This is a genomic window from Rhodoferax fermentans, from assembly GCF_002017865.1.
Lineage (GTDB): Bacteria > Pseudomonadota > Gammaproteobacteria > Burkholderiales > Burkholderiaceae_C > Rhodoferax > Rhodoferax fermentans.
In genome coordinates this window covers 2,814,156-2,831,271 of sequence record NZ_MTJN01000002.1, presented here as the reverse complement: position 1 = coordinate 2,831,271, position 17,116 = coordinate 2,814,156, and the positions used below count along the sequence as shown (strand labels likewise).

The window sequence follows — 17,116 nt, the reverse complement described above, 5'->3', positions numbered from 1 at the left end:
GCGGGCCTCAGCGAGCCCGGGCTGCTGTGTGCAGGAGCCCGGCGGTTTTGACACCCTCAAACACCGCCACCAGCAGGCCACCCAGCCCCAGTGCGACGGCCAGCCAGGGCAGCGGCAACACATCAAACATGAACAGGCCTGCCAGCCAGGGCTGGTACAGGGCCAGCGCCATCAGGGCCAGTGCAGCCGCACACACCCACCACAAGCTGCGGTTCGGCACCCGCAAACTCTTCACCAGGGAGCCACTGCGCGAGCGGTTGACCAGGATCAGCGCCAGGTTGCCCGCCACAAGGGTGGCAAAAGCAAAGGCCCGCGCCGCACCTTCCCCCAAATGGGCCATGCCCCACCAGGTGGCCAACAGCACCACAGCCAGCGCGCCCAGGCCCTGCAGCAGGGCCCACAGCAGCGTCAGACCACCAAACAAGGGTGTCGTCACATCGCGCGGCGGGCGCTGCATCAGGTCGGGCTCGGGTGGTTCGTTCTCAAACACCATCGAGCAGGCAGGGTCAATCACCAGCTCCAGAAACGCAATGTGCAAGGGAAACAACACCGTGGGCCAGCCCAGCAGCACCGGCAGCAGCGCCATGCCAGCAATCGGCACATGCACCGCCAGGATGTAACACATGGACTTGCGCAGGTTGTCAAAAATGCGCCGCCCCAGCCGCACCGCCTGCACCAGCCCGGCAAAGTTGTCGTCCAGCAGCACCATCGACGACGCCTCTCGCGCCACGTCTGTGCCGCGCTCGCCCATGGCCACACCCACATGGGCGGCTTTCAGCGCTGGCGCGTCGTTGACGCCGTCACCGGTCATGGCCACCACCTCACCGTTGGCTTTGAGCGCTTGCACAATACGCAGCTTTTGGGTCGGGGCAATCCGGGCGCAAACACTCACCGTGTCCATGCGCTGCTGCAAGGCGGCATCGTCGAGCTGATTCACATCATCACCCGTCAACAGCCAGTCTTGGTTGGGGCCAGCCACCGCTGGCACCGGCAGGCCCGCCGCCAACGCAATGGCCTGGGCGGTGGCCGGGTAGTCACCGGTGATCATCACGACCCGGATACCCGCACCGCGCGCCTGCGCCACAGCGTCCGGGATTTCTGGCCGCAACGGGTCGGCCAGGCCCAGCAGGCCGACAAATTCAAAGGCAAAGTCGTGCTCGATGGCCGGCCAGTCCATGCCCTCAAAACGGGACCGTGCCACACCCAGCACCCGCAGGCCCTGCGCCGCCATCACCTCTACTGCCGCCGCCACGCGTGCCTGGGCGGCACTGTCCATGTGGCACAAATCCACAATCGCCTCGGGCGCACCTTTGGCGGCCACCACATGGGCCTGGCCCTCTACCGCTTTCCAGACGTGGGACATGGCGCGCAACTCGGGCGTCAGGCCGTAGTGCTGCATCAGGGTCCAGTCGCGGTGCAGGTGTTCGGTGTCTTTCAAAAAATGCTGACCCAGGCGGTGAAAGGCTTTCTCCATCGGGTCGAACGGGTCACTCATGCTGGCCAAGATCGAGTACTCCACCAGCGTGTGGAAGGCCTCCGGCAACTCGGTGCTGCGGGCGTAGTCCACGCCCAGGCTCTCCCCCTGGATCACACCACCCGCAAGGCTGGTGGCCGACTCGGCATACAGCTGGGCCACGGTCATGCGGTTTTCGGTCAGGGTGCCGGTTTTGTCAACACACAACACACTGGTGGCGCCCAGGGTCTCGATCGCGGCAATACGTCGGGTCAGCACCTTGTGTTTGGACAAACGCCAGGCGCCCAGCGCCGGGATCACCGTGAGCACCACGCTGAACTCCTGTGGCAGCAGTGCCATCGCCAGCGCAATGCCCGCCAGCAGCGCACCGAGCCAGTCGCCCTTGAGCAAGCCATAAGCCAGCACCAGGCACAGGCTGGCCACCACCGCGATCAGCGCCAGTGTTTTGACCAGTTGCGCGGTTTGCAGGCGCAGCGGTGAGGCCTCACTTGTGAGGCTCTCCAGGGCGCTGCCAATGTGACCAATCTCGCTGCGTGCGCCAGTGGCGGTGACCCGTGCCCGGCCATGGCCGCGTACCAGCAGGCTGCCAGAAAACAGCTGCGAGGACGGCGCAGCTGGCAACACACCCGCGTCCACCGCCGCCTGTTTGTCCACCGGCAAGGGCTCACCGGTGAGCAGCGACTCATCCACCTGCACCTCCTCACCCTGCACCAGCAGCGCGTCAGCGGCAATACGGTCACCCTCGGCCAGGATCAGCAGGTCGCCCTGCACCACCTCACGCCCGGCAACACGGCGCGGTTCACCGTCGCGCAGCACCAACGCACGCGGGCTGGTCAAATCACGCAGGCTGGCCAGCGCGTGTTCGGTCTTGCCTTCCTGGTACAGGGTCAGCGCCAGCACCACCAACACCAAGCCCAGCAGGATCAGCCCTTCCTGCAAGTCACCGAGCAGCAGGTACAAGACAGCGGCACCGAGCAACAGGGCAAACATCGGGTCAGACAAGGTCTCGCGCACGATGGCCCACAGGCCACGCGGTTGGTCGGTCGGCAGGCTGTTGGGGCCGTCTTGCTGCAAACGCTCTGCCGCCTGCGCGGCCGTCAGACCGGACGCTGCCAGCGTGTCATCCAGCGGTGACGCACCTGGCGTGTTTTTATCAGTCATTTTGGCTCCTAGCCCTTGTATTTATTGGCCTAGTAGCTATCAAAAATACAAGATGCCCACCCGGTCATCCCAGCAACAGCAGGTCGCTACAGCCCCTCTGTCCACGCACCCATTATTGGACAAAAGTGGCGCGCCAAGTGGGCTGCAGCGCACCGACAGACACTCAGCGAATGGTGAAAGCCAGGCTCAGCGCCACCACCACCAGCACCCCCAGACCCGCCAGAAACACCACGTCAGCCCCGCGCTCATAACGCCGCCCACCCACCTGGGCCCGCATGGCGGCAAACGACAAAAAGGCGCTGGCCAGGAAAATCAGCGCATCCACCGCCAGCGCCTTGTCGATCAGCATGTGCCAGCTGGCGCCCGCACCCACGCGCCCGATGGACAGCACCGTCATACACACACCAATCATCGTGGCCGAGGTGGGCAGGATGTGGGCCGACAAACCCGCCGCCTCAGGTGCGGCGGGCTCTGCCGCGCCACGTGGGCGCGGTGTCAATGACGACCGATGCCACATCAGCCCAGCCGCACCGGCACAAAGATCCGGCTGCCGTCACGCGCAATCAGCAGGGCCACCGACTTGTTCGACTTGGCCACCTGGCTGCGCACCTGCTCCAGACTTTGCACCGGCGCACCATTGACCGCGAGCAACACATCACCGGCCTGGACACCGGCCAATGCTGCGGGACCGGTGGTGTCTTCCACCAACAAACCAGCCGCAACACCGGCCGCGCGTTTTTCCTGCGGTGTCAGGGCGCGCAAGGCCAGGCCCAGACGGCCTTGACCGGCAGCGCCGGGCGCTGCCGCCACGTTCTCTGCCTTGTCACTGGCGTCGCTCACTTTGGCACTGAGGTGTTCGGGCTTGCCCTGGCGCCAAATGTCGAGCTCCAGCTTGTCACCCGGTGCGGCAGCGCCAATCAGCGCAGGCAAGTCGCTGGAAGCCACAATCGGCTGGCCATTGACCTTGAGGATCACGTCACCACTTTGCAAACCGGCTTTGTCGGCCGGGCTACCGGCGTCCACACTCGACACCAGCGCACCCTCGGGACGAACCAGATGGAACGAGTCGGCCAGCGCCTGGTTGACCTCCTGAATGGCCACCCCCAAACGCGCATGGCTGGCATGGCCGGTGGACACAATCTGGTCCTTGATCTTGCTGGCCAGCTCGATCGGGATGGCAAACGACAGGCCCTGGTAACCGCCGGATTGGCTGTAGATCTGCGAATTGATGCCCACCACTTCACCGCGGGTGTTGAACAGCGGCCCGCCCGAGTTGCCCGGGTTCACCGCCACATCGGTCTGGATGAAGGGCACCAGGCTGTCATCGGGCAGGGAGCGGCCTTTGGCACTGACCACCCCGGCGGTAACACTGTTCTCAAACCCAAACGGTGAACCAATCGCCAGCACCCATTCACCCACCTTGAGGTTCTTGGCCTGGCCCAGCGGCACGGTGGGCAGGTTGTGGGCGTCGATCTTGATCACCGCCACATCGGTCTTGGGGTCGGAGCCCAGCACCTTGGCGGCAAACTCGCGCCGGTCGGTCAGTTTGACCATGACCTCGGTCGCGTCACGCACCACATGGGCGTTGGTCATGATCAGGCCATCGGCGCTGACGATGAAGCCCGAGCCCTCACCACGTGTGGGTGTGGGGGAGACATCACCGCCAGGGCCCTGGAAACGCCGGAAAAATTCGTAAAACGGGTCGTCCGGGTCCAACCCCGGAAAACCACGCTGGCGCAGCGCTCCGCCGCCGCCCTGGTTGGACACCTTCTTCAGGGAGGTGACGGTGATGTTGACCACCGCCGGGCCATGCTGCTGGGCGATTTGCGAGAAGTCTGGCAAGCCCATCGGCGCGTTGGGCACAGCGGTTGAGACTGCGGGCGCAGAGGACACCAGCGAGGCGGCCTGGGCATGGGTCAGGCTGAAGGTGGTGACGGCAGCGCCACCCAGAACACCCCCAAGCACCAGGGACAACACCACACGGCTGGCAACAAACGGTTTTTTCATAGCGGTTTCTCCACACTTTGTTGAACACCCGTTCAGTGTGTGAACCCCAGCTTAGAGCGGGCTTAAAGCCGCTTAAACCGGGCTTAAGAGGCTTGGGTCAAGCCGTTGGGTGCCAGGGGCAACACCGGGGTGGGCCATTCAACCCTGACACACAAACCACCCAGCAGCTCGGAGGTGTCGAGCGTGATGTGTGCCTGCTGGGCATCGGCGATGGTTTTGACAATGGCCAGCCCCAGGCCGCTGCCACCCACCTCGGAACCGGCCACGCGGTAAAAACGGTCCAGCACCCTGCTGCGGTCGGCGGGCGCAATCCCCGGACCGCTGTCATGCACCTCCAGCCAGGGTCGACCGTCCTCGCTCAACACCGTCACCAGGATGCGGCCGGTGGTCGGGGTGTATTTGATGGCGTTGTCGACCAGGTTGCGCACCAGGATCTGCAGGGCATCCACCTGGCCCAACACCCAGACTGGGGTGCTGATCTGGGTATCGATGCTGATCTGTTTGGCCTGGGCCGGGAAAGCCTGTTCTTCCAACACGGTTTTCACCATGGTGCCCAGATCCACCGTGGTGCTCTGGGCCTGCGTGCCGGACTGCTGGCGTGCCAGCACCAGCAGTTGCTCGATGAGTCGGCTGGCCCGGTCGATGCCGGCGTTGAGCCGGTTGATCGCGATGTCGTGGCTGCGCTCGTCTGCCGCGCGGCGCAGCATCTGCACCTGTAACTTGAGCGCGGCCAGCGGGGTGCGCAACTCGTGCGCCGCATCGGCCACAAAGTTTTTCTGTGCCTCAAACGCCTGCGTGACCCGGCCAAACAAGAGGTTGAGCTCGTGCACCAGCGGACGGATTTCGTCGGGCAACTGATCTTCGGCGAGCTCCCCGAGTTCATCGGCCTCACGTGCCGCCACCTGCTTGCGCACCCGTGTCACCGGAGCCAATGAGGACCTCACGACCCACCAGACCAGCAACATCAGCAGCGGCACCAGCGCCACGGTGGGCAACACGGTGCGTAACGCCAGCTTGGCCGCCATGGCTTGGCGCACCTGTTCATCCTGCGCCACCTGGATCACCTGCGAGCCGGTATCGAACGAGAACACCCGGTAAGTGGTGCCACGCGCCTGGATGGTGGAGTAACCCAGCACCGCACGCTGGGGCAGGGTCGCATGGGTGGTGGACTGAAACAGGCTCGACCCGTCAGAAGTCCAGACCTGGATCAAAAAATCATACTGGTCACCACTGCCGTCACTCGGCACCAGTTGCCCCCCCTCGGGCATGCCGGGGCTGAGCGACAAGGCCATTTGCCGCATCTGGATGTCAAACAAGGCGTCGGCTTCGGCCAGCGCGGCACGGTAGGCCACAGCCGCCTGGAGCAAGGCCGTGGCCACCACCGCCACCAATAAAAACCATAACAACCGGGCCCGCAGAGAATGGGTATGTGGCAGCTTCACGGCGCACCCTTGGGCATCATGTAGCCGACGCCCCGCACGTTCTGGATCAACTCGGCCCCCAGTTTTTTGCGAAGCCCGTGGATGTACACCTCGACCGCATTGCTGCTGACCTCGTCGCGCCAGCTGTAGAGTTTGTCCTCGAGTTGTTTGCGCGAGAGCACCAAACCCGGACGCGCCAGCAACAACTCCAGCACCGACCATTCACGCGCCGACAGCGACACGGCCTGCCCGCGCACCAACACCTCCCGTGTGGCGGGGTCGATGCTGACACCCAGGTGTTCATACACCGGCTCAGCACGCCCGGCGGCCCGGCGCAGCAGTGCCCGGATGCGCGCCAGCAGTTCGTCGAATTCGTAGGGTTTGATGATGTAGTCGTCGGCGCCTTTGTCCAGCCCGGCCACACGCTGGTTTAGCGCGTCCCGAGCGGTGGCGATCAACACCGGCACCCGGTCCTTGCGTGCACGCAGGCGCTCCAGCACCGTGAGGCCGTCGCAGGTGGGCAAGCCCAGGTCCAGCAGCAGCAGGTCATAACCGTGCTCACGCAACACCTCATCGGCGTGGGCGCCGTCCTTGACCCAGTCTACCGCGTAACCATCGGCGCGCAGCAGGTCCAGCACGGCCTCACCAATCATCACATCGTCTTCAACAAGAAGTAGTCGCATGGGTTTGAGAAAAGCAGAACCACCATTCTGCCAAGCCCGTCCTTCTGGCGGGCACTTGGCACGGTCACACCCAGGGTGTATCCCCTGGATGCTGCCAGCCCTGGCTTAGATCAAACTTAAACCCAGGCCAGCGAAGCCACCGGGCGACCACAACGGCGCTTAAAAATCTGGTGATTTATACAGTAATATCCCGGCATGGCCAAAGACAAAACCGTTTTCGTGTGTTCAGAATGTGGTGGCATCAGCCCCAAATGGCTGGGCAAATGCCCGCATTGCCACGCCTGGAACACCCTGGTGGAGTCGGCCCCTGAGAGCAGCGTACCCACCAAAAACCGCTTCGCCTCGCTGGCCAAAACGGCCGAGTTGGCAATCCTGGGTGACATCGACGCGGTAGACATGGCGCGTATCCCCACCGGCCACGACGAACTGGACCGGGTACTGGGTGGCGGCATGGTCGAAGGGGGGGTGGTGCTGATCGGTGGTGACCCCGGCATCGGCAAATCGACCCTGCTGCTGCAGGCGCTGGACTCGCTGCAGCGCAGCGGTCAAAACACGCTGTATGTCACCGGGGAAGAAAGTGGTGCCCAGGTGGCCTTACGCGCCCGGCGCCTGGGGCTGGACGGCTCACAGGTGCGGGTGCTGGCCGAGATCGGGCTGGAGAAAATCCTGGCCACGCTGGAATCGACCCGGCCCGACATCGCGGTGATCGACTCGATCCAGACGGTGTACTCCGAACAACTCACCTCGGCACCCGGTTCGGTGGCCCAGGTGCGGGAATGTGCTGCGCACCTGACGCGTGCTGCTAAGGCCAGCGGGGTGTGTATTGTGCTGGTCGGTCACGTCACCAAAGAGGGCGCTCTGGCCGGGCCACGGGTGCTGGAGCACATGGTCGACACCGTGCTGTATTTCGAGGGTGACACGCATTCGAGCTTTAGGCTGGTACGCGCCATCAAGAACCGCTTTGGTGCGGTCAACGAGATTGGTGTGTTTGCCATGACCGAGAAAGGCCTCAAGGGCGTGAGCAACCCGAGCGCCATCTTTTTGAGCCAGCATGCCGAACCGGTGCCCGGAAGCTGTGTCATGGTCACGCTCGAAGGCACACGCCCGATGTTGGTGGAAATCCAGGCGCTGGTGGACAGTGGTGGCCCCAGCCCACGGCGCCTGAGTGTCGGGCTGGACAAGGACCGGCTGGCGATGTTGCTGGCGGTATTGCACCGTCACGCCGGTGTGGCGTGTATGGACCAGGATGTGTTTGTCAACGCCGTTGGGGGCGTCAGGATCTCGGAGCCCGCAGCGGATCTGGCGGTGTTGCTATCAATTACTTCAAGCCTGCGTGGCAAGCCACTGCCCAAGGGCTTTTTTGCGTTTGGTGAGGTGGGCTTGGCGGGCGAGGTGCGCCCGGCCCCGCGCGGTCAGGAAAGACTCAAAGAGGCCGCCAAGCTGGGTTTCAGTGTGGCGGTGGTGCCCAAGGCCAACCTGCCCAAAAACCTCCAGTCCAAAGACTTTGAGGGCCTGACGATCCACGCGGTGGAGCGGGTCGAACAGGCGATGGCGGTGGTCAGGGACCTGGCTTATTGAGCGCCTGCGGTCTCCAGCAGCTTCAGCACCCGGTCGGTCACATCGTTTTTCGGGTCAACAAAAATCGCGCTCTGCAGAACAAAGTCCAGCTTTTCGGTAGCAGCGATCTGTTTGATGATCTTGTTGGTGCTGGCGACGAGTTTTTGCAACTCTTCGTTCTTGCGTTTGTTCAGATCTTCCTGAAAGCTGCGCTGGGTGTTCTGCAGGTCACGCTCCTGCTCGAGCAACTTCTTTTGTTGTTCAAGACGCTGTGCTTCGGCGAGCACCGGAGAATCGGTCTGGTACTTGGTCACGGCGGCCTTGAAAGCGACGTCCTTGGCGGCGCCCTCTTTCTGGCGTGCTGAGAACTCTTTCTCCAGCTTGCCCATGCTGGTTTTGGCAGGGCTCGACTCCTTCAACACCCGCTCCATGTTGACAAAAGCAATGCGCCCGGCCGAGAAGTCGGCCGCCTGGGCCAGCCCCACGCCCATGGCACACACACAGCCGAGCAACAGGCTGGTGCCCCAGCGGCGAAACGTACGGGATGAGTCAAGAAGTGAAGGGCTGCGTTGGGTCATGATGTGTGGAGATGAAGTGAGTGTAAAACTGGGATTGTGCGACGAAAGTCTCACTGCCGAACCAAGGTGTTGCCCGATTTCTTGACGGCATCACCCACTTTGAAGCCCGGGTCCTGCGCAAAGTCAAATTTGGCGCTGCCACCTTGGGTGTAACTCACACTGACTTGCCAGACCTGGGTGGTGTTGATGTGTTCCTGGATTTTTTTACCGGCATAGGCACCACCGGCGGCACCGGCCACGGTGGCCAGGTCTTTGCCAAAGCCGCCCCCGATCTGACGCCCCAGCACCGCACCCGCCACACCACCGGCGATCAGGCCGACCGCATTGCTGTCACCCTCTCTTTCCACCACCTGCACAGCAGTGACGCGGGCGCATTCGGCGCAGCTGGCTGCTGCGGGCTGGGTGCTGTAGGTGCCCTTGGCACGCAGGCTGGCCAGAGCCTTGTCATATTCCGACTGGGCATCACGACGGCACTGCAGACGCGCCTGGGACGAGGACTCGTCGGCGCAGAGTTTTTTGTCAGCCTCAAAACGTGCCTTGGCAGCCTTCGGGCTCTCCACTGCAGCAGGCTCGGACGACCAGTTGGTTTGTGCAACGGCAAGCCCGCCGGCCAGGGCCAACAAAGCACCGGCCAAATAATAGACAGAACGGACAGAGCGGGCGGGGTGTGACATAAGAAGCTCCAGATCAGAACAGAAGGATGGCAAGCCACCGGGTAAACAACAAGGATACTCCCAACCGCCCACTTGACCGGCTCGGACTTGTGAGCAAATGTCACCGTGGCGCCGCCGCAAGGGCTCAGAACAGCCCCTTAAAATCGCCGATTTGACCTTCAGCGGTGCGCTGACTTTTAAGGAATACACCATGAGCCCCCTTCCCCCCTCGATGTCTGACCGCGACGGCAAAATCTGGATGGACGGTCAGATGGTCGACTGGCGTGACGCCAAGATCCATGTGCTGACCCACACCCTGCATTACGGCTGCGGCGCATTTGAAGGGGTGCGGGCTTACAACACGGTCAACGGCCCGGCGATTTTCCGGCTGGCAGAACACACCGAGCGCCTGTTCAACAGCGCCAAGATCCTGCGCATGAAGATTCCGTTCACCCCGGAGCAGGTCAACGAAGCCCAATGCGCGGTGATCCGTGAGAACAAACTGGAGTCCGGCTACCTGCGCCCGCTGACCTGGATCGGTGACAAAAAACTCGGTGTCTCGCCCAAAGGCAACACCATCCACCTGATGGTCGCGGCCTGGCCCTGGGGCGCCTACCTCGGTGAAGAGGGCATGAAACGTGGCATCCGTGTCAAGATTTCAAGCTACACCCGCCACCACGTCAACATCACCATGACCCAGGCCAAGGCGGTCAGCAACTACACCAATTCGATCCTGGCCAACATGGAAGCCACCGACGACGGCTACGACGAAGCCATGCTGCTCGATGCCAGCGGTTTTGTCTCGGAAGGCGCGGGCGAAAACCTGTTCATCGTCAAGGGCGGCGTGGTCTATACCCCCGACCTGTCGGCTGGTGCCCTGAACGGCATCACCCGCAACACCATCCTGCACATCTGCAAGGACCTGGGCCTGGAGGTGGTGCAAAAACGCATCACCCGCGACGAGGTCTACATCAGCGACGAAGCGTTTTTCACCGGCACCGCCGCCGAGGTCACCCCGATCCGCGAAGTCGACCGTCTGGAAATTGGTTGCGGCAGCCGCGGCCCGATCACCGAAAAAATCCAGAGCGCGTTTTTTGACATCGTCAACGGACGCAACCCCAAATACGCCCACTGGCTCACGAAAGTCTGATCACCATGAGCAAACCTGTTGTCGAACTCCTGGCCAAAGACCTCAACCATGCAGGCGGGGTCTATTGCCCCAGCCCGCTGGCCGACATGAAGCAGTGGGACACCCACCCCAAGGTGTACCTGGACGTGGCACGCACTGGCCAGGCCAAGTGCCCGTACTGCGGCACGGTCTACCAGCTCAAGCCTGGCGAACACTTCCACGGCCATTAAATGCCACTCAACGTGGCAGGGGCCACCCACTTGGCACCTGAGCGGGCAAGGTGCCAGCTGGCGTGTGAATTGAAGCGACTGAGCACTCCATGAAACCGTCATCGTCGCCGGTCAAACGCGCCCTGATCGTTGCCCCGCAATGGATTGGTGACGCGGTCATGACCGAGCCGCTGCTGCGCCGCCTGCAGGCGCGTGGTGAGCGCCTGACCGTGGGCGCCCTGCCCTGGGTGGCCCCGGTGTACCGGGCCATGCCGCAGGTGGCCGAGGTGATCGAGTTCCCGTTTGCCCACGGCGGGCTGCAACTGCGTGAGCGGCGGCGCTTGGCCAAACAGATGGACGGCCAGTTTGATGTGGCCTACATCTGCCCCAACTCCTTAAAAAGTGCGTTGCTGCCCTTTCTGGCGGGTATCCCTGAGCGTGTCGGTTACCTCGGGGAAGCGCGTGTGGGCCTGCTCACACACCGCATGAAAAACCCCGCCAAGGGCCAGCGCCCGCCGATGGTGGCGTTTTACTCGGCCCTCAGTGGTGAGGGTGATGTGGCCAGCGACCAACCCCGCTTGCACCTGGATACCACCGAGGCCGATGCCTGCCTGTCTGCGTTGGGTCTGCAACGCAGCGGCTATTACGTGATGGCGCCTGGTGCCGAATACGGCCCGGCCAAACGCTGGCCAACCCGCCACTTTGCCGAGCTGGCACGCCAGCTCCAAAAACCGGTGGTGTTGCTGGGCTCAGGCAAGGAAGCGGACCTGTGTGCCGAGATCACACAGGCCTGCCAGGGCGCCGATGGCAGCAGCCAGGCCACGATCCTGAACCTGGCGGGCAAAACCTCGCTGGCCCAGGCGCTGTGCCTGATCAGCGCCACCCAGGGCCTGATCAGCAATGACTCGGGCCTGATGCATGTGGGCGCCGGGTTTGGTGTGCCCCAGGTGGCGATTTTTGGCTCCAGCAGCCCTTTGCACACCCCACCGCTCAATGCGGCGGCGCATGTCTTGTGGCTCAAGAACGACCCCGCGTACCAACCACCGCTGGACTGTGCACCGTGTTTTGAGCGTATCTGCCCGCTGGGCCACACCCGCTGCCTGAACGACATCGACGCCACGCAGGCACTTGCTTTTTTATAGCTATCAACCCTTATTTCAAAAGGGCCAGAGGCCATTTTGATGCCAATCCGGCAGATCAACCTGGGTGACAGCGCCCGCGTTGAGGCAAAAAAAAAGCCACCCGAAGGTGGCTTGTAAAGTTCCCCCGAGAGGGAACGTCGTTGGAAACCTTGCAAACTCGAAAACACCAAACGATCTTTTCAAGAGTTTTGCTTCAAGACTGTGACAGCAGCTGGGTGAACTTTACCGACTTGATACAGTCTTGGGTATCCCCCATTTGGGGGATATTGCGAGTTTTTTTGCAGAAAAAATGACTTTTTTGCAAGCAATCGTTAATTTTTGGGGGCTTGCAAGGGCAATTCGACGACAAAACAGGCGCCACCCTCGGGTCGACCTTCACAAAACACACGGCCGCCGTGGCGTTCGGCGATGGATTTCACCAGCGCCAGACCCAGGCCCACCCCCCCGTCACGCTCGGTGGCGCCGGGCAGGCGGTAAAACGGCTCAAAAATGCGTTCACGCAGCTCAGGCGGTACACCCGGCCCCTGGTCACACACGCGGATCTGCGCTTGGGTGCTGGTCTGCAACAAACTCAGACTGACCTCACCTGCGGCATGGCGGCGCGCGTTCTCCAGCAGGTTGCGCACCGCACGACGCAGCAACTTGGCCACACCCTGCACCGGCAGCTCCTGGAATGCCGCCTCACCCTCTGGCAAGACCAGTTCGGCGCCCACACGGGCACATTCCTCGGCCGACAGGCCCACCAGATCCACCGACTCGACCGTCCCCATGTCACTTTGGCGGGCATCGAGTCGGCTGGCCAGCAAAATCTCTTCGATCAGCTGGTCCAGCTCATTGATGTTGCGGGCAATTTCGCTCTTGAAGGCCTCAGACGCGCTGGGGCCCAGCAGCTCCAGCCCCATGCGGATGCGTGTCAGCGGCGAGCGCAGCTCATGCGAGGCATTGGCCAGCAGCGATTTCTGCGAGGCCAGCAAGGCTTCATGTGACTTCACCAGGGTTTCAACCCGCTCGGCAGCCTGGTTAAAACGTTTGGCCAGAAAGGCCACCTCATCCGAACCCGTCTCAGGCACACGGGTCGACAGGTTGCCCTCACCCCACTGTTGCACCCCGTCTTGCAGGCGCTCAAGCCGACGTGTCAGGGTGCGCACAATCGGGTAGGTGGCCAGCGCCACCGCAATACCCACCCACACCAGCATCCAGGCAAAACCAAAGGGCGGGCGGCTCCAGACAGAAGGCGGCGGGCGCGTGAGACGCATGCGCATGGTCTGCCCGTCGCGCATACGCACGACAAATTCAGGGCTTGCCGGGCGATCAGGCTCAGCAGCCGAAGACGCCGCAGCCTCCTTCGGGTCAAGAGCGCCGGACTCATCGCTGGCAGGCCCCGCGGCCGGAACGGCCGGGCCAAACGGCTCGGTTTGCTGCCGCGCCTCCCGTGCGGCACGGCGCTGCTCACGCCACTCGCGACTGGACAGATCGTCCGGCAGGTGGTGTGGCCGCCCGCGACCAATGATCAGCCCGGCCTCGTCACTCACCACCACCTCGCGCGGCGGCGGGTCGGCGGTCATGCGCCAGATCCAGCCCACCAGCAAGATCAGCACGGCCACAGCCAGCACCACCGCGAGCCAGATGCGAACGTAGAGTTTCTGGAACATCAGTCTTGCTGCCGGGCAAAGACGTAACCCACACCACGCACCGTCAGGATACGTTTGGGGTCTTTGGCATCCATTTCAATGGCGGCGCGGATGCGGCCCATGTGCACGTCGATCGAGCGGTCAAACGCGTCCAACTCGCGCCCGCGCACCGCCTCCATGATCTGGTCGCGGGTCAGCACCCGGCCCGCACGCTCGGCCAGGGCCACCAGCAGGTCAAACTGGTAGGAGGTCAGCTCACAGGGCTGGCCGCTGACACTGACCACGCGCGCGTCGCGGTCAATTTCCAGCGAGCCAAAACGCAGCACACTGCTGGCCACCGGCTGGGCCCCTTCGACATGGCGGCGCAACACCGCGCGGATACGGGCCAGCAGTTCGCGCGGCTCGAAGGGCTTGGGCAGGTAGTCGTCGGCGCCCATTTCCAGGCCAATGATGCGGTCCATCGGGTCGCCCTTGGCGGTGAGCATCAGCACCGGTGTGGCGGCCAGCGCGCCGGGCAGCGCACGGATGCGGCGGCACACCTCCAGGCCGTCCATGTCGGGCAGCATCAGGTCCAGGATCACCAGGTGCGGCGGTTTGTTTTGCAGCGCGGTCAGCCCGCTTTGGCCATCTCCGGCGTGGGCCACGGTGTAGCCGGACTGCCCCAGGTATTCACAGACCATGTGGGCCAGGCGGGCATCGTCTTCGATCATCAAAAGCTGTTGGTTCATCATGGCAGTCTAGTCAGCCAGCGCTTCGCAGGCTTGAAGTGTGCGTAAAGATAGGTAAACACGCCGACACAAAGATTTCAAAACAAATAGCTACCAGCCCTTTATTCATCAGGGCTAGAGGCCACTTTTAGCCTTGAGGCCAGCCACACCAGCAGCAACACCGGCACACCTAGCAAAGCGGTGGCGACAAAAAAACTGGGGTAACCAAAACTGTCCACATAACGCCCCGAATAACCCGCCAGGAACTTCGGCAGCAAGAGCATCATGGAGCTGAACAGCGCGTACTGGGTGGCCGAATACGCCACATTGGTCAGACTCGACAGGTAAGCAATGAACGCCGCCGACGCCATGCCACCGGCCAGGTTGTCGGCCGAAATCACCGCAATCAGCCAGCTCAGGTCGTGCCCGAGGGTGCTCAGATACGCAAACAGCAGGTTGCTGGCGGCACTGAGGACCGCGCCCAGCATCAGCACCTGCATCACCCCCAGCCGCATGGACAAGACACCACCCACAAACGCGCCCACCAGGGTCATGATCACACCAAACACCTTGGTCACCGCCGCCACCTCGTCCTTGCTGTAACCCATGTCCACATAAAACGGGTTGGCCATGATGCCCATCACCACATCGCTGATGCGGTAGGTGGCGATCAGCGCCAGGATCAGCGCGGCCTGCCAGCCAAAACGGCTCAAAAAATCGGCAAACGGCGCCACCAGCGCACCGTGCAGCCACTCGGCCAGGTTTTTGCTGGGCGGCAAAACTCGGCGCAGGGGTTCGTCCGACAGCAGCACCGTCAACACCCCCAGCAGCATGCTGGCCGCCATCACCAGATAAGCGGTCTGCCAAGCGCCATGCTGGTAACCCAGCACACCCTCAGGCTGGGCCCGTGCCGCCACCCACAAGACACCGGCACCGGCCCAGATCATGGCCAGCCGGTAACCGGTCTGGTAGGACGCGGCCAGTGCGGCCTGCCGCTTCACATCGGCCGACTCGATGCGAAACGCGTCCAGCGCAATGTCTTGTGTGGCCGAGCCAAAAGCCACCGCCAATGCGCCCCACACCACCGGCGCCAGCGCCACCTGCGGGTCGTTGAAACTCATGGCCACCAGCCCGGTCAGAATGGCGAGCTGTGACAGCAGCAGCCAACTGCGCCTGCGCCCCAGCCAACGCGTCAGCAGCGGGATCGGCAGCCGATCCACCAGCGGCGCCCAGACCCATTTGAAGGCGTAGGCCAGGCCCACCCAGCTCAGGTAACCGATGGTGGTGCGGTCAATGCCCGCCTCACGCAGCCAGAAGCTCAGCGTGCCCAGCACCAGCAGCAGCGGCAGGCCCGCCGAAAATCCCAGCAGCAGCATACGCAGCGAGGCCGGTTCCAGATACACCTTCAGGGTGGCCAGCCAGCCCACAGGCTTGGGTGTGGCGCTTGAGTCGTTCAAAGTCATCGCGGCATGATAGCGGGGCGACAACAGCACCCTCTGCACCTCGGGTGTCTAAAATTTCCGCATGTCACTCCACCCACTGCGCCTGTATTTCCTTGGTGACGGTCAACAGGTCGCGCAGCCCATCGTCTGGCTGATCGGTTTTTTTGCCTTCCTGAACGTTTATGCCATCCAGGCCGTGCTGCCGATGGTGATGAGCGACTTTGCCGCCTCACCGCTGCAAGCTGGTCTGACTGTCGGCGCCACGGTGCTGGCCGTGGGGCTGATCTCCCCGTTCATCGGCATGCTCTCAGACGCCCTGGGGCGCCGCAATGTGATCTGTGTCTCGCTGTTTGCGTTGACGCTGCCCACCGCGCTGATCCCGCTGACACACAGCCTGAACGCCTTGATTGGCTTGCGCTTCTTGCAGGGGCTGGCGATCCCGGGCATTGTGGTGGTGCTGATTGCCTACATTGGCGAAGAGTTTCGCGGTGGCGGCCTGGCACGCATGATGTCGATTTATGTCGGCGGCACGGTGATGGGTGGTTTTTGCGGTCGCTTTATCACCGGGCACGCGGGGCATTGGCTGGGCTGGCGCGGCGCCTTTGTGGTGCTGGCCGCCATGACCTTGTTGGGTGCTCTGCTGGTGTGGTGGCGTCTGCCTGCCTCGCGCCACTTTGTGCCCAACCGTCAGGTCAAGGGCGCGTTCACCACCCTGTGGCGGCATCTGCATAACCAGCGACTGATGGCCTCTTGCGCCGTGGGTTTTTGTGTGTTGTTCTCGCTGGTGGGCACCTTCACCTACGTCAACCTGCATCTGGCGGCGGCACCGTTTCACCTGTCCTCGGCCGGGCTGGCCAATGTGTTTGCGGTCTATCTGGTGGGTGTGCTGGTGACGCCACTGACCAGCCGCCATCTGGAGCGCCTGGGGTTCATGAAAGCGCTGTTGTGGGCCTTGGCCACCTCCGCCAGCGGTTTGCTGATGACGCTGGTGCCAAGCCTGCCGGTGATTGTGATCGGCTTGGCGGTGTGTTCCAGCGGTGTCTTTTTGTGCCAGTCGGCCACCATCAGCACCCTGGCCAAAACCGTGACCGAGGGGCGCTCGCTGGCCACCGGCCTCTACTACATGAGTTATTACGCGGGGGGTGCAGTCGGCACCTGGGGTGCGGGCCTGGCTTATGAAGCCTGGGGCTGGAGCGGCTCGGTGCTGACCATCGCGGCCGTTCAGGCGCTGGCCGCCGCGATTGTGCTGGGGGTGTGGCGCAAAGCCACTTGATATCCGGCCAGATGGCCTGATCTGTGGGGGCAGTCCTTGCACTGGGAGT

The 17,116-nt window shown here is 63.0% G+C and carries 15 protein-coding genes; 5 read left to right on the top strand and 10 right to left on the bottom strand.

Annotated features, from left to right (window positions below; all coding sequences use genetic code 11):
• Window positions 1–7: 7 nt before the first annotated feature.
• The 5 genes from RF819_RS13290 to RF819_RS13270 all read right to left on the bottom strand — a co-directional run bounded on the left by RF819_RS13290 (window position 8) and on the right by RF819_RS13270 (window position 6,746).
• On the bottom strand, window positions 8–2,635 hold the full coding sequence (locus tag RF819_RS13290; protein WP_078365436.1) for a cation-translocating P-type ATPase: 2,628 nt from the start codon (window positions 2,633–2,635) through the stop codon (window positions 8–10).
• A 163-nt stretch (window positions 2,636–2,798) separates the two neighbouring features.
• On the bottom strand, window positions 2,799–3,134 hold the full coding sequence (locus RF819_RS13285; protein ID WP_244899904.1) for a hypothetical protein: 336 nt from the start codon (window positions 3,132–3,134) through the stop codon (window positions 2,799–2,801).
• Between the two features lie 17 nt (window positions 3,135–3,151).
• Window positions 3,152–4,642 (bottom strand): Do family serine endopeptidase, encoded by a 1,491-nt coding sequence (locus RF819_RS13280; protein ID WP_078365435.1) that lies wholly within the window; start codon window positions 4,640–4,642, stop codon window positions 3,152–3,154.
• An 83-nt stretch (window positions 4,643–4,725) separates the two neighbouring features.
• Window positions 4,726–6,084 carry an ATP-binding protein gene (locus RF819_RS13275; protein ID WP_078365434.1) on the bottom strand — a complete coding sequence of 453 codons (1,359 nt, stop codon included), beginning with the start codon at window positions 6,082–6,084 and terminating at the stop codon, window positions 4,726–4,728.
• Entirely contained in the window at window positions 6,081–6,746 is a 666-nt protein-coding gene (locus RF819_RS13270; protein ID WP_078365433.1) for a response regulator, read from the bottom strand. Before RF819_RS13270 ends, RF819_RS13275 begins: the two co-directional genes overlap by 4 nt.
• A 195-nt stretch (window positions 6,747–6,941) precedes the next feature.
• Between RF819_RS13270 and radA the strand changes: the two genes are divergently transcribed.
• A complete protein-coding gene (radA, locus tag RF819_RS13265) occupies window positions 6,942–8,324 on the top strand; it encodes a DNA repair protein RadA (RefSeq protein ID WP_078365432.1) in 1,383 nt (460 codons plus the stop codon).
• Here the strand turns inward: radA and RF819_RS13260 are convergent.
• Together RF819_RS13260 and RF819_RS13255 are read right to left on the bottom strand one after the other, a co-directional pair.
• Window positions 8,318–8,881 (bottom strand): OmpH/Skp family outer membrane protein, encoded by a 564-nt coding sequence (locus RF819_RS13260; RefSeq protein ID WP_078365431.1) that lies wholly within the window; start codon window positions 8,879–8,881, stop codon window positions 8,318–8,320. The genes radA and RF819_RS13260 overlap by 7 nt on opposite strands.
• A 50-nt stretch (window positions 8,882–8,931) precedes the next feature.
• Window positions 8,932–9,555 (bottom strand): outer membrane lipoprotein, encoded by a 624-nt coding sequence (locus RF819_RS13255; protein WP_078365430.1) that lies wholly within the window; start codon window positions 9,553–9,555, stop codon window positions 8,932–8,934.
• A gap of 190 nt (window positions 9,556–9,745) precedes the next feature.
• Here RF819_RS13255 and RF819_RS13250 point away from each other — a divergent pair, with 190 nt between their 5' ends.
• The 3 genes from RF819_RS13250 (at window position 9,746) to waaF (ending at window position 12,014) form a co-directional block, all read left to right on the top strand.
• Complete coding sequence (locus tag RF819_RS13250; protein WP_078366938.1) at window positions 9,746–10,684, top strand: branched-chain amino acid transaminase; 939 nt, start codon at window positions 9,746–9,748, stop codon at window positions 10,682–10,684.
• A 5-nt stretch (window positions 10,685–10,689) separates the two neighbouring features.
• Window positions 10,690–10,893, top strand: a complete 204-nt coding sequence (locus RF819_RS13245) for a zinc-finger domain-containing protein (protein ID WP_078365429.1) — start codon at window positions 10,690–10,692, stop codon at window positions 10,891–10,893.
• Between the two features lie 89 nt (window positions 10,894–10,982).
• Complete coding sequence (gene waaF / locus RF819_RS13240; protein WP_078365428.1) at window positions 10,983–12,014, top strand: lipopolysaccharide heptosyltransferase II; 1,032 nt, start codon at window positions 10,983–10,985, stop codon at window positions 12,012–12,014.
• Window positions 12,015–12,325: 311 nt separating this feature from the next.
• On the opposite strand, the gene RF819_RS13235 is transcribed toward waaF, so the two are convergent.
• The 3 genes from RF819_RS13235 to RF819_RS13225 all read right to left on the bottom strand — a co-directional run bounded on the left by RF819_RS13235 (window position 12,326) and on the right by RF819_RS13225 (window position 15,815).
• Entirely contained in the window at window positions 12,326–13,666 is a 1,341-nt protein-coding gene (locus RF819_RS13235) for a sensor histidine kinase (RefSeq protein ID WP_078365427.1), read from the bottom strand.
• Window positions 13,666–14,373: a response regulator gene (locus RF819_RS13230; protein WP_078366937.1), complete on the bottom strand. Its 708-nt coding sequence runs from the start codon at window positions 14,371–14,373 to the stop codon at window positions 13,666–13,668. Before RF819_RS13230 ends, RF819_RS13235 begins: the two co-directional genes overlap by 1 nt.
• 101 nt (window positions 14,374–14,474) lie before the next feature.
• Window positions 14,475–15,815, bottom strand: coding sequence for an AmpG family muropeptide MFS transporter (locus RF819_RS13225; protein ID WP_078365426.1), 1,341 nt, complete (start codon window positions 15,813–15,815; stop codon window positions 14,475–14,477).
• 61 nt (window positions 15,816–15,876) lie between these two features.
• Between RF819_RS13225 and RF819_RS13220 the strand changes: the two genes are divergently transcribed.
• Window positions 15,877–17,067, top strand: coding sequence for an MFS transporter (locus tag RF819_RS13220; protein WP_078365425.1), 1,191 nt, complete (start codon window positions 15,877–15,879; stop codon window positions 17,065–17,067).
• The last annotated feature ends 49 nt before the right edge of the window (window positions 17,068–17,116 follow it).